Here is a 12,687-nt window from a genome sequence, read left to right as displayed (position 1 = left end):
AATTTCCTGATTAAGAATTTTCGAAAAGAAATATTTAGACGACTGCTTCTTTTTTACCATAAGCTGAAGCCAATTCATTCAGATCATCTTCCATTACTTCTTTCTTGCTATCAGCAACTTTTAGAAACTGATCGTACAATACATCGATATCAGCTTTTGTATATTGGTAGCCTAATTTGTGGAAACGATGCGCCAATGCACTTCGTCCACTCCTAGCAGTTAGTACAATTTTAGATTCTTCTGCACCTACTTCAACAGGATTGATAATTTCATAAGTAATATCGGCTTTTAAGAACCCATCCTGGTGAATACCTGAAGAATGAGAGAATGCATTTGCACCTACAATTGCTTTGTTTGCTTGTACCGGCATACGCATTGTTTCTGAAACTAAATGACTGATGGGGTTCAACAGCTTCGAATTGATATTTGTATAAAAGCCCATTTCTTTATGCTGTTGAATGATCATCACTACTTCTTCTAAAGAGGTATTGCCTGCTCTCTCACCTAAACCATTGATGGTACATTCAATTTGTCTTGCACCATTGATGATACCCGAGATCGAATTCGCAGTAGATAATCCAAGATCATCATGACAATGACAAGAAATGATCGCTTTATCAATATTCGGAACATTATTTTTTAAGTAAGCTATTTTAGCACCGTATTCATGCGGCAAACAATAGCCTGTTGTATCAGGAATATTTACAACCGTTGCTCCCGAGGCGATTACCGTTTCTACCAAACGAGCAAGGAACGCATTATCTGCTCTACCGGCGTCTTCACAAAAGAATTCAACATCGTCAACAAGATTACGAGCAATCTTAGTTGCTTTTGCAGCTCTTTCTAATATCTCCTCTCTTGAACAATTGAATTTATATTTGATATGAATATCTGATGACCCGATACCTGTATGTATTCTCGGACGAACGGCATGTTTTAATGCCTCTGCCGCTACCTCAATATCTTTTTGAACCGCTCTAGTTAAACCACAAACGGTGGCATTTTTTATAATTTTGGCTACAGCTTCTACCGATGCAAAATCTCCGGGAGAAGAGATCGGAAAACCGGCTTCGATGATATCAACACCTAATTCTTCAAGCTTTAGAGCTATTTCTATTTTTTCGTTTGTGTTCAGTTTACAACCGGGTACCTGCTCACCATCTCTTAGGGTGGTATCAAAAATATGGATCTTATTTTCTGACATATAGTAACAATGTTTTAAAACAAATGAGGCTAAATGTTTTACATTTGACTACCGCATTTGTATGGATAATAAACTCGGGGTGCTAATTTACGACTAAAATGGTAGTTTTTACGATTAAAATCAGCTATTTATTACGCTATATAAAGACCCCGTTTCAGGCTAGAATGCAGTATGATAAAGGATTATAAACTATTTGAATTACGATGCCCAACCGCAGTACAGACCCCTTATTTCAACTTATAAAGTCGCTGGAAAAGAGCGAAAAGCGCAATTTTAAGCTTTATGCCACCCGAAATACGGCTTCGGAAGATCTTAAAATTGTACAACTATTTGATGCGTTGGACAAAATGGACACCTACGACGAGGCTATTTTATTGAAGAAAAACGAAAGTATTAAGAAACAACAATTGAGTAATCTGAAGGCCCATTTGTATAAGCAATTATTATCCAGTTTAAGATTGATCACAGATGAAAGCAATATTGATATCCAACTGCATGAGCAAATGGATTATGCACGGATCTTGTACAATAAAGGACTTTACCTACAAAGCTTAAAGGTGCTGGATAAGATGAAGGAAATGGCAAGATCAAAGAACCAATTCACTTATTTACAGCAAGCGCTTTTTTTTGAAAAAAATATCGAGGCATTGCATATCACCCGAAGCATGCGCAACAGAGCCGAACAATTGGGCAAGGAAGCAGATGAAACAAATGAAACACTTTCCCTCGTTTCTCAACTTTCTAATTTGTCTTTACAACTATATAGCTGGTACATCAATCATGGACATGCAAGAAATGAACAGGAAGTTATAGAATTGGAAAAGTTTTTTATTGACGGACTGGGGGATAAAGCAGATAAATGCAAAACCTTTTTTGAAAAATTGTTTTTACACCAAAGTCAATGTTGGAATGCTTTTATTCGACAGGATTTTTTACAATATTATCGCTACTCCCAAAAATGGGTAAATATTTTTCATGAAGAACCCTATATGATAGCTATTGAAAGCGGGCATTACATTAAGGGTATGCACAATTTGATGGGCTCTCATTTTGATTTGGGTAATCATCAAAAATTAAAAGAAACATTAGAACAGTTTGATAAATTTTGCGACAGCAATGTCGTGCAAAACAGTATCAACAATAAGATACAATGCTTTGTATACCGTACCATATCTGTATTTAATAAGCATTTTTTAGAAGGAAGCTTTTCAGAGGGACTTAAATTGGTTCCGGAAATTGAGGCTAAACTTAAAGAATACGAAATATATTTAGACAGACATCGTATCCTTGTTTTTTATTACAAGATCGCCTGTTTGTATTTTGGCAGCGGCGATTATGAAAAGGCAGTAGATTATTTAAATAAGATCATTAACTGGAAAATGGATCTACGCTCCGATCTGCAATGTTACTCACGTCTTTTACACCTTATAGCGCATTTTGAATTAGGCAATGAAGACATCTTAGATCATTTAATAAAATCGGTTTACCGTTTCATGGCTAAAATGCAAACGCTTAGTGTGGTGGAAGAAGAGATATTTAAATTCCTTCGTAACTCATTTAAGCTGTCGGTTAAAACGATCAAACCTGAATTGGAGAAACTGTTGTTGAAATTGAAACAACATCAGAACAATCGTTTCGAAACCCGTGCGTTTATGTATCTGGATATCATTTCCTGGATAGAAAGTAAATTGGAGAACATTCCAGTGCAGGATATTTTAAAGAAAAAATTCAGCAATAAAAGAAATAATGTTTAAATCAAACAATGAATAAAAATTTATCTCCGGAAGCCGGCAAAGTAAACGAAAACAAGATAAGACTTAATGCCCTCTGGGTCTTCATTCTTTCAGGATTTTGCCTTTTTTATTCTCTAATGCCCATTTTTATTTTTTTGATGGTTGACTTTTTTCTGAGAACTGTTTCGCTGGACAAATTCAGCCTATTAAGTTGGCAGAGCAAAAACACTATAGAGCAATTAAACATACCCGACAAACCGGTTGACCATGCTCCTAAAAAATTTGCAGCAGGCATTGGATTTGCCTTGTCTTTTATAATATTCATGTTACTCTCCTTTCATCTTGGTAAAATAGCTTTTGTTGCAAATGCCTTACTTACTGCAATTGCTTTACTCGAAGCTTTTTTCGGAGTTTTTGTAACGAATTATTTATATGCGGTTTTAAAAGCTAAAAAAATAATCGATTAAATAAATGTAGATTTGTTGTATTGACTTCGTAGCTCAGTTGGTAGAGCAACTGACTCTTAATCAGTGGGTCGAGAGTTCGAGCCTCTCCGAGGTCACACTATTTTTTTCAACAAAATGATTTGCCCCAAATGATAAGCATCATGCTGTAAGCATCCCATGATCAGATCATAATAGGTTTGTCCGTTTTTAGGTGAAGGCTCCTGCAATTTTTTTTCATTAAAATGCTTTATTGTTTTGATCAACAAATGATAAGTCGATTCAAAATCTTTTAACGATTGCTTCCAGGTTTCATCCGTAAATGCTTCGGGTAATGTAAAATCTCTAAATGGCGGAGTATCAAGCGTTCCCTCCAATCTGTTTACAACAGTTGTACGCCAGTAAATTATATGCGAAACCAGCATCCAGATGCTATTACCATTTTCAATATTTCGGCTGCCGGCTTTTTCTGCATTCAATCCTTGCAGGGCGGTTTTAAAATTAACTCCAATCCAACAGTAGCCATGATGCATCTCTGTAAACAATTTTAAGATGCGATTAATTTCATTACTCATATTTTTGATTAGAAAGTTATAAATTCATACTACAATACAGATACTTTGCAGAAATGCTGTACGAATTTAGTAACTATGAATTAAAAACCAAGAACTTAACAAATGAGCCTAGAACAAAATAAGAATGAAGACGCTATGAAGCTTGCTTATAGTCAGGTTAGGCAGCGGCTGGAAAAGATATACGAAGGTGGTGGCAAAAAATCAATCGAAAAACAAAAAGAGAGAAATAAACTCACTGCAAGAGAACGCATTACATATTTATGTGATAGTGATAAGCCTTTTGTTGAAATAGGTGCTTTTGCTGGATTTGGAATGTATGAAGAGCAAGGTGGTTGTCCGGCAGGTGGTACGGTTAGTGGTGTGGGATATATCAGTGGCAGACAATGTGTAATTGTAGCCAATGATCAAACAGTAAAGGCCGGTGCATGGTTTCCAATTACAGGCAAGAAGAACTTACGTATGCAGGAAATTGCTATTGAAAATAAATTACCGATCATTTATCTGGTAGATAGTGCAGGCGTTTTTCTTCCAATGCAAGATGAGATCTTTCCAGACAAAGAACATTTCGGCCGGATATTTTTCAATAACGCTAGAATTAGCGCTATGGGTATTACACAGATCGCTGCAGTCATGGGTGCCTGTGTTGCTGGTGGCGCCTACCTCCCTATTATGAGTGATGAAACTCTGATGGTAGAAGGTAATGGCTCAATATACTTAGCAGGCCCCTACCTTGTAAAAGCTGCAATCGGCGAAGATATAGATAATGAAACCTTAGGCGGAGCTGATACACATACAAGCATCAGCGGTATTGCTGATTATAAATTTGAAACTGAACATGCTTGCTTAGATCACATCAAAAAAACGATCAGCAAATTAGGTGAATCCGAAAATGCCGGATTCAGCAAAATTGAATCTCTTGACCCCAAAAAAAATGGCGATGAGATTTATTCAGTATTAAGTGAAGGCAATATAAAACCTTACAATGTTTTGGATATTATTGATTGTATAACCGATGCCGATAGTTTCGATGAATTCAAAGAAGATTATGGCAAAACAATTGTATGTGGTTACGGTCGCATTGAAGGTTGGGCTGTGGGCATAGTTGCCAATCAACGATTAATCGTAAAAAACAAAAAAGGCGAAATGCAATTAGGTGGTGTTATCTACAATGATAGTGCAGATAAGGCTGCACGTTTTATCATGAACTGCAATCAGAAAAAAATACCCCTGGTTTTTTTGCAAGATGTAACCGGCTTTATGGTAGGTAGCAGAAGCGAACACAGCGGCATTATTAAAGATGGAGCAAAATTGGTGAATGCCGTAGCTAATTCTGTTGTACCAAAGATCACCATCGTTATTGGTAACAGTTATGGTGCCGGCAATTATGCTATGTGTGGCAAAGCATATGGCCCACGTTTCATCTATGCATGGCCGTCAGCAAAAATTGCGGTGATGGGTGGTGAGCAAGCTGCTAAAACATTGTTGCAAATTCAGGTTGCTGCAATGAAAAGTAAAGGCAAAGAAGTTTCTGCCGAAGAAGAGAAAAAATTATTGGACGAGATCATTGATAGATATAATATGCAAACCACCCCCTACTATGCTGCTGCAAGGCTTTGGGTAGATGACATCATTGATCCCAAAGACACAAGGAAACTGATTGCAGAAGGAATAGCTGCAGCCAATCATAATAAAGATATTGCCGAGTTTAAAACCGGTGTTTTTCAAGTATAATTCATCCTATGTCAAATTCAATTATTGTTTATACAGATGGGGCTGCAAGAGGTAACCCCGGCCCCGGTGGTTATGGCGCTATTTTGATGTGGGGAGATAAGAGAAAAGAGCTTTCTAACGGTTATAAACACACGACCAATAACCGAATGGAATTAATGGCTGTTATTGCAGCATTACGAGCTTTAAAAAAGGACAATCTGCATATTACTGTTTACTCGGATAGCGCCTATGTTGTAAATGCAGTTGAAAAAGGCTGGTTGAAAAACTGGCTCAGAACCAATTTTAAAGGCGGCAAGAAGAATCCTGACCTTTGGAGGCTATACCATTCACTTGCACAAAAGCATACAGTAAAATTTGTTTGGGTGAAAGGCCATGCCGATAACCCATATAATAACCGATGTGATGAATTAGCAACTGCAGCCGCTGATGGCAATGATTTAGAAGAAGATGCAGGATATCAACCGGAATAAAAAATGCCACCCCAAAAGGTGGCATCAATATTTTATAAAAAAACTATTAAGCCGGATTTACAGACCAATTCCAAAATCTGTTCACCAAATAATAACCCCCAAACAATATTCCGCTGAAGAATAATGTTGACAACAATGCTCCTTTATAAAAAATCAACGCCGCAGTATAGCAATAAACCAATCCTGAGAAAGTTTTAGGATAAGGAACATTATTGATATCCAATCCTCCACCAATCCAAACCCCAAAATTAGAAAGCAAAAAGAAAACGGTTGCTCCAGTCAATGCACCACCGATAATGCTTATAACATTTTCTTTTTTGATATAGAAACCAATAATCGTTATCAATGCAAACAATGCATAGTTTAAAGCCTGTCCTTCATAAAAACCTTTAATCGGCGATATACCTGCTACAAATAATACTTCATAAATAACATCTGAGATCAACATTGACAATAAAGGCAATAAAAAACTCATCTTTCTGTCTTTAATTACAGCACCACCAAACAATGCCATAGCTATCTGCGGAGCAAAACCCAAAGGTCTGCCGGGCATTACTCTGTATAAAGATGCTATCACTACCAATAAAATAAAACTTACTATTACTGATTTATCAATTTTCATATACGACTATTTGTGTGGCAAAAGTAAGCATTTTGGCAAATAGTTATCTATTACTTAAAAACAATCTCAAGTTATTAGCTATAGGGCATAAGCTGGAAGTGAAGAGCAAAATGGTTTGTATCAGTATACTTATCCCTTGTGGCTTGTAGGTCAACGCTAAAAAATGTTTATTTTTAACGCTCAATTATAATCATGCCCCAGATACCACATCATATATTGCTCATTAATTGCCCCGATAGAAAGGGTATTATTGCTCAGGTTACCGCCCTACTGTTTAAAAACAATTTGAACATTGTTGTAATGAAAGAATTTGTAGATACCGGCACCAATACTTTTTTTGCCCGAGCCGAGGTTACCGGAAAATTATCTATCCCGGATATTACCGATCAGCTCCAAACCATTTTTGATAAACAGGCCGACATCAGTATTCGTCCAGTAGAAAAAAAGAATATAGTGGTGTTGGTTACAAAAGAACACCATTGTTTAAGCGATCTGATCGTTCGTTATCATTTCGATGAATTACATGCAAACATAAAAGCCGTAGTTGGGAATTATGATACGCTACAGCCATTTACAGAACAATTTAACATCCCTTATCATTTTGTCAGCCACGAACATAGAACCAAACAAAAATTTGAGGCTGAAATATGTAAGATCATAGATCAATACCAACCAGACTATATAGTGCTAGCTAAATTCATGCGTATATTATCTCCTGAATTTGTTGCTCGTTTTGAAAATAAGATCATCAATATTCATCATTCATTTTTACCTGCATTTGTCGGCGCAAACCCCTACAAGCAAGCATACGAAAGAGGTGTAAAATTAATTGGCGCCACTGCACATATTGTAAATAATTTATTGGATGAAGGGCCGATCATCACACAAAAGATAATTCCTGTTAATCATGAATACAGTGTCAAACAAATGGTAGAAGCCGGTCATGAAATAGAAAAATCCGTATTGGCAGAAGCGTTGAGATTGATTCTGGAAGACCGAGTTTTTGTAGCCAATAATAAGACAATCATTTTTAATTAATGGCACAACACAATACTACAGGACAAATCGGCGAAAAGCTGGCAGTCGGATATTTCTCACAAAATGGCTTTAACATCCTTCACACAAACTGGCGTCATTCAAGATGGGAAGTAGATATTATTGCTTCAAAAGAAAATGTATTGCACTTTATAGAAGTAAAAACACGTAGAACAAAAAACTACGGTAATCCCGAAGAAAAAGTAGGAAAGAAAAAAATAGCAAATCTTATAAACGCTGCGGAAGAATATTTATACTTAAACCCTCAATGGAAAAGAATTCAGTTTGATATTTTAGCAATAACGCTGACTGAACCAATAGAGTATTTTTTTATTGAAGACGTTTCTTGAATGTACAATGTTTGATGTACGATTACGATATCTTTACGGTTGTTAGTCATTGCTCTATATAGATGCCGCCATAATATAAAAGCATTTCAAATATAATGACATCGCAAATCGTACATCCCAAATCGTAAATAGAATACTACTTACCTGACAGCGCTTCTTTCAATCTTTCAACCATTTTATACGTTGCCGGACAATATTCTATATTCTGTTTGTGCACATGAATATAATCTACTGTTTTTCTTTTAGTAAGATGAGGGAAGCCTGCACAATCTGCAGGACGTATTTCGTAAATAGAGCATTTGTTATCTTTCAAATTCAGGAACTGGCAAGGTTGTTTTTTATTCTGCCAGTCTCCGTCACGTTTTTCATACACTAACCACTTGTCTTTGAATTCAACAGGTGTCATATGAAAATGTGTTGCGATACGCTTAATGTCTGAAGTCGTGAACGTAGGGGTCATTGATTTGCAACAATTACCGCAGGTAAGACAATCTGTTTCTGCCCATACCTGCTGATCAATAACATCAATAGTTTTATGAAGATGCCTTGGCGGTGCTTTTTCAAGTTTTGTCAAAAAAGATTTGAACCTTCTTTTGTTGATACGGACCAATTGTTTGAACGAACGGATATTAATGGGCTGCATTTTTCTTTATATTGCGTATGCTATTAGCGAATAATTATATTTCAGTTGCAAAGATTACTTACAAAACTATTAATAACAAAATATAAATGTGGGAACCCTATAAAAAAGGATTTAAGGCTTATCTGCAATTAGAAAGATCTTTAAGCGACAACTCTGTTGAAGCCTACCTGCATGATATTGAAAAACTAACAACTTATCTTCAAGCTACCAATAATCTTCAGGCACCCAATCAACTTGTATTGGCCGATCTTGAAAAATTCGTTCGATGGATCAGTGAACTGGGTATGACGCCGGGTTCGCAAGCTAGGATCATATCCGGACTTAAAAGTTTTTATAAATATTGTTTACTTGAACAGATAACTACAAGCAACCCTACTGCCCTACTCGAAGCTCCTAAATTAAAAAGAAAGCTACCTGAAGTTTTAAGTTTTGATGAAATTGAAAGCATGATACAAAAGATAGACGCAAGCAAACCGGAAGGCGGTAGAAATAAAGCTATTCTTGAAACATTGTATAGCTGCGGTTTAAGGGTAAGTGAGATCATTAACCTGAGGATCAGTAGCCTGTATATGGATGTTGGCTTTATAAGAGTTATTGGTAAAGGTGATAAAGAAAGATTAGTTCCTATTGGTAGCGATGCTATAAAATATATAAAGATCTATAAAGAAAATATTCGTGTACACATACCTGTTAAAAAAGGAAATGACGATTTTCTTTTTTTAAACAAAAGAGGAACAAAGCTGTCTAGAGTCATGATCTTTTTAATCATTAAAGAACTTGCAAAGCAAGCAGGCATTAAAAAGAATATTTCACCACATACTTTCCGCCATTCCTTTGCTACTCACTTAGTGGAAGGCGGTGCCGATTTGAGAGCCGTACAGGAAATGCTCGGGCATGAAAGCATTACCACTACTGAGATATACACCCATTTAGACAGAGAATTTTTGCGTACCACTTTGCAGCAATTTCATCCTGCTTTTAAACAGTAAGGAGCCAGTGCGGCAAAGCCGCCTGACACCCATACTTGTTACTCTAATATAAATCCGGAGGTACTGATTAAATTATTTTCGGAATCGGTTAGTTTGATAAAATACATTCCACTAGTCCATGTAGTTAATGTTTCCAACGATTCTACATGTTTTTTTATATTGACCGTAATCTTTTTTTGCAGAACCGCTACTCCTAAATCGTTAAGAATTGTCAGATTGAATATCCCTGCATTTTTAACTTTAAATGCAACGGTAATTCGTTCACCTGCCATTAACGGATTTGGATAAACCCTGATCTGCTCATTTTTTATACTTGTAATACTCGTTAATGTATCCTGAAAAAATCGGGTGATTTTTTCAGGAAGTTCTGATGTCGTTTTCTTTTTAGTAGTGATGACTACTACGTCTGAACTAATTCTTCCATATATAACTGATGACGGAGATTCTTTCAGCACATCAATAGATTCTATCTGTTTAGGATCAATATCTGATATACTTTCTTCAACTACACCGTCAACTACATAAAGTTTAGGCTTAGGCGATTTAATTATTGTAATAGCTCCCGTTACATCTTGCACCTTTTTAGTCACATACCCAGTTACAACAACAGTATCATTTACCAAAGTATCCAGTAGTGGCTTATCGGCAGGTATAGTATCTGTGTCAACAGGCTTTACACACTTGATCTTCCCTCTCAACAAAACATTTTCATTTGTTGGTCTTGTACTAACCTCTCCTTTTACCGACTGAGCCTTTAATAAAGACTTCGAAAAAAGTAACGAGATCATCATCACAAAACTCCAGTACCATGGCAAAGGTTTTGCCGGTTCTTTTGGCATCAAAATAGGCCGATTCAATTGATCAGTGTAGAGGTTACCACAAATGTTTTTTTCTTTTATCGAGGAAAGATACCTGAGCAATTCGCCATCACTCATTAATGTAAAATCTACTACGGTTTTTTGGCAAGAGGAACAGAATTTTCCTTTCTCGGTAGGTGTCATTGCATCCCAGTTTTCATGACAGGGTTTTGCAATATTTAGTTGAACTGCATTCATACAATGGTTTTGCATTGATGATGCGGTTTTGAATAGTATTACATAAAACGGGAAAATTATTTTCCTTCCAAGGCAACTTCACGTTGCTGAGTGAAAGTTGTGGTAGTATCATCGAAAGTATTGGCTACTTTCTTCCGGTAGTTTTTAAAAATGCTCATCCATCTTAATTTCAATACGCCGAGGATACCCTCTTTAACGATGCCTTTGTTCATCTTACTATCTCCAAATTTTCTATCAATAAAAGTGATGGGCACTTCTACTATTTTAAATCCTAGTTTCCAGGCGGCAAATTTCATTTCTATCTGAAACGCATAACCGACAAAATGTATAGAGGAAAAATTAAGTGTTTCTAAAAACTCTCTGCGGTAGCACACAAAACCGGCGGTAGGATCCATTACCGGCATCCATGTAATTATTCTGGTGTATAAGGAGGCGCCTTTTGATAAAGCAATACGATCAGATGGCCAATTTTCTACGTTTCCACCTTTTACATATCTTGAACCCACAGCAACACCTGCTCCTTTTTTACAAGCATCATATAATCTTGGTAGGTCTCCAGGATTATGAGAAAAATCGGCATCCATTTCAAAGATATATTGATAGCCTTTTTCCAAACCCCATTTAAATCCGTGGATATAAGCTGTACCTAAACCTAGCTTGCCTTTTCTTTCTTCTAGAAACAGTACGCCGGGATATTGGTCAAATAAAGATCTTACAATAGAAGCTGTTCCGTCAGGAGAACCGTCATCAATTATCAGCACATGAAAATCCTGTTGCAGGTTAATTACTGCCGCAATGATACCTTCAATGTTCTCCTTTTCATTGTAGGTTGGTATGATAACAAGTTTTTCCAAAGCCACTAAAGTGTGTTACGAAAGTACATCATTTACTGCAAAGCACTGTCAACTTATTGTAAACAATACGCTCTTTTAGTTGTTTTTTAACAGGCTGCGATTTAATATTTCGGTTAGCTTCTGTTTGGTATGCAGGGGAAAATCACCTCTCATCATCCAGTCGTAGTATTGAGGCTCAGCTTTTAATACATCTAAAACAGGTCTTCCCTTATGTTTGCCGAAATTAAAGACCTCTACATTTTTATCATCAAACACAAATCTTCTTGCATAGTCAACGATCTTTTCTTCACCGATAGATGCAAGAATTGAATCGACGGTTGTACCCAATTGAGGATACCTATCCATTTGTGAAAGTAATACATCAATGGTTGCCGATACATCTGCTTCCGCTCCATGCGCCCCTACCAGATCTTTTTGACAATAAAACTTATACGCAGCAGTTAGTGTACGTGGTTCCATCGTATAGAAAATATGTTGTACATCTACCATTCGTCTTGTGGTAAGATCCATCTCTAAACCTGAACGAAGAAATTCTTCCATAAGTAACGGAATATCAAACCTGTTGCTGTTATATCCACCCAGATCACAATTCTCAATGAACTGCTTTAATTCGTTTGCAGCTTGTTTAAATGTAGGAGCATCTTTCACCATCTCATCTGTAATACCATGGATATCTGAAGATTGCTGAGGAATAGGTATTTGTGGATTAATTAGTTTGCGTTTAACCTGCCTTGTACCATCAGGCAGAATTTTGATAATAGCAATTTCAACGATCCTGTCGGCGGTAAGACTTACACCTGTAGTTTCCAGATCAATAAAGGCAATCGGACGAGTTAATTGTAAGGACATTGCGGAATTTATTTTTTTTGGGTTGTAAATAAAAGGGTCATTTTTTACGTTATAGTATTTTGTAAGTCAAGCAACTATAACAGAAAGCAAGATAGTACTTTAATAGACAAATCGTTACCATTCATATAAAACTA

General features: G+C 36.5%; 14 protein-coding genes and 1 tRNA gene. 8 read left to right on the top strand and 7 right to left on the bottom strand.

Annotated features, from left to right (window positions below):
- Positions 1 to 34: 34 nt before the first annotated feature.
- Complete coding sequence (locus ACQ33O_RS09095; protein WP_430995257.1) at positions 35 to 1,204, bottom strand: 2-isopropylmalate synthase; 1,170 nt, start codon at positions 1,202 to 1,204, stop codon at positions 35 to 37.
- Positions 1,205 to 1,407: 203 nt separating this feature from the next.
- On the opposite strand from ACQ33O_RS09095, the gene ACQ33O_RS09090 reads away from it, so the two are divergent.
- The 3 genes from ACQ33O_RS09090 (at position 1,408) to ACQ33O_RS09080 (ending at position 3,499) form a co-directional block, all read left to right on the top strand.
- Entirely contained in the window at positions 1,408 to 2,958 is a 1,551-nt protein-coding gene (locus ACQ33O_RS09090) for a hypothetical protein (protein WP_430995256.1), read from the top strand.
- An 8-nt stretch (positions 2,959 to 2,966) separates the two neighbouring features.
- Positions 2,967 to 3,404 (top strand): DUF4395 domain-containing protein, encoded by a 438-nt coding sequence (locus ACQ33O_RS09085; protein ID WP_430995255.1) that lies wholly within the window; start codon positions 2,967 to 2,969, stop codon positions 3,402 to 3,404.
- 22 nt (positions 3,405 to 3,426) lie between these two features.
- Positions 3,427 to 3,499 (top strand) — tRNA-Lys (locus ACQ33O_RS09080).
- Here the strand turns inward: ACQ33O_RS09080 and ACQ33O_RS09075 are convergent.
- Positions 3,497 to 3,955: a DinB family protein gene (locus tag ACQ33O_RS09075; protein ID WP_430995254.1), complete on the bottom strand. Its 459-nt coding sequence runs from the start codon at positions 3,953 to 3,955 to the stop codon at positions 3,497 to 3,499. The two genes, ACQ33O_RS09080 and ACQ33O_RS09075, sit on opposite strands and share 3 nt — an antisense overlap.
- A 102-nt stretch (positions 3,956 to 4,057) precedes the next feature.
- Between ACQ33O_RS09075 and ACQ33O_RS09070 the strand changes: the two genes are divergently transcribed.
- On the top strand, positions 4,058 to 5,686 hold the full coding sequence (locus ACQ33O_RS09070) for an acyl-CoA carboxylase subunit beta (protein WP_430995253.1): 1,629 nt from the start codon (positions 4,058 to 4,060) through the stop codon (positions 5,684 to 5,686).
- Positions 5,687 to 5,694: 8 nt separating this feature from the next.
- Entirely contained in the window at positions 5,695 to 6,156 is a 462-nt protein-coding gene (gene rnhA / locus ACQ33O_RS09065; protein ID WP_430995252.1) for a ribonuclease HI, read from the top strand.
- Positions 6,157 to 6,202: 46 nt separating this feature from the next.
- Here rnhA and ACQ33O_RS09060 read toward each other — a convergent pair whose 3' ends face one another.
- The gene (locus tag ACQ33O_RS09060; protein ID WP_430995251.1) at positions 6,203 to 6,778 is read right to left on the bottom strand and encodes a DUF6580 family putative transport protein; all 576 of its coding nucleotides are present in this window, start codon (positions 6,776 to 6,778) and stop codon (positions 6,203 to 6,205) included.
- Between the two features lie 192 nt (positions 6,779 to 6,970).
- Here ACQ33O_RS09060 and purU point away from each other — a divergent pair, with 192 nt between their 5' ends.
- Positions 6,971 to 7,816 carry a formyltetrahydrofolate deformylase gene (gene purU, locus ACQ33O_RS09055; RefSeq protein ID WP_430995250.1) on the top strand — a complete coding sequence of 282 codons (846 nt, stop codon included), beginning with the start codon at positions 6,971 to 6,973 and terminating at the stop codon, positions 7,814 to 7,816.
- Complete coding sequence (locus ACQ33O_RS09050; protein WP_430995249.1) at positions 7,816 to 8,163, top strand: YraN family protein; 348 nt, start codon at positions 7,816 to 7,818, stop codon at positions 8,161 to 8,163. Before purU ends, ACQ33O_RS09050 begins: the two co-directional genes overlap by 1 nt.
- 136 nt (positions 8,164 to 8,299) lie before the next feature.
- On the opposite strand, the gene ACQ33O_RS09045 is transcribed toward ACQ33O_RS09050, so the two are convergent.
- Complete coding sequence (locus ACQ33O_RS09045) at positions 8,300 to 8,806, bottom strand: YkgJ family cysteine cluster protein (RefSeq protein WP_430995248.1); 507 nt, start codon at positions 8,804 to 8,806, stop codon at positions 8,300 to 8,302.
- A gap of 86 nt (positions 8,807 to 8,892) precedes the next feature.
- On the opposite strand from ACQ33O_RS09045, the gene xerD reads away from it, so the two are divergent.
- Positions 8,893 to 9,795 (top strand): site-specific tyrosine recombinase XerD, encoded by a 903-nt coding sequence (gene xerD, locus ACQ33O_RS09040; RefSeq protein WP_430995247.1) that lies wholly within the window; start codon positions 8,893 to 8,895, stop codon positions 9,793 to 9,795.
- A gap of 38 nt (positions 9,796 to 9,833) precedes the next feature.
- Here the strand turns inward: xerD and ACQ33O_RS09035 are convergent, their stop codons facing one another.
- The 3 genes from ACQ33O_RS09035 to ACQ33O_RS09025 form a co-directional block, all read right to left on the bottom strand.
- Entirely contained in the window at positions 9,834 to 10,850 is a 1,017-nt protein-coding gene (locus ACQ33O_RS09035) for a T9SS type A sorting domain-containing protein (protein WP_430995246.1), read from the bottom strand.
- A 56-nt stretch (positions 10,851 to 10,906) separates the two neighbouring features.
- Positions 10,907 to 11,710 carry a polyprenol monophosphomannose synthase gene (locus ACQ33O_RS09030; RefSeq protein ID WP_430995245.1) on the bottom strand — a complete coding sequence of 268 codons (804 nt, stop codon included), beginning with the start codon at positions 11,708 to 11,710 and terminating at the stop codon, positions 10,907 to 10,909.
- A gap of 69 nt (positions 11,711 to 11,779) precedes the next feature.
- On the bottom strand, positions 11,780 to 12,553 hold the full coding sequence (locus ACQ33O_RS09025; RefSeq protein WP_430995244.1) for an exonuclease domain-containing protein: 774 nt from the start codon (positions 12,551 to 12,553) through the stop codon (positions 11,780 to 11,782).
- Positions 12,554 to 12,687 lie beyond the last annotated feature (134 nt).

It is taken from the genome of Ferruginibacter sp. SUN002, from assembly GCF_050611725.1.
Classification (GTDB): domain Bacteria; phylum Bacteroidota; class Bacteroidia; order Chitinophagales; family Chitinophagaceae; genus Ferruginibacter.
The sequence above is the reverse complement of the archived record's forward strand: the minus strand, read 5'-3'. Positions and strand labels throughout refer to the sequence as shown.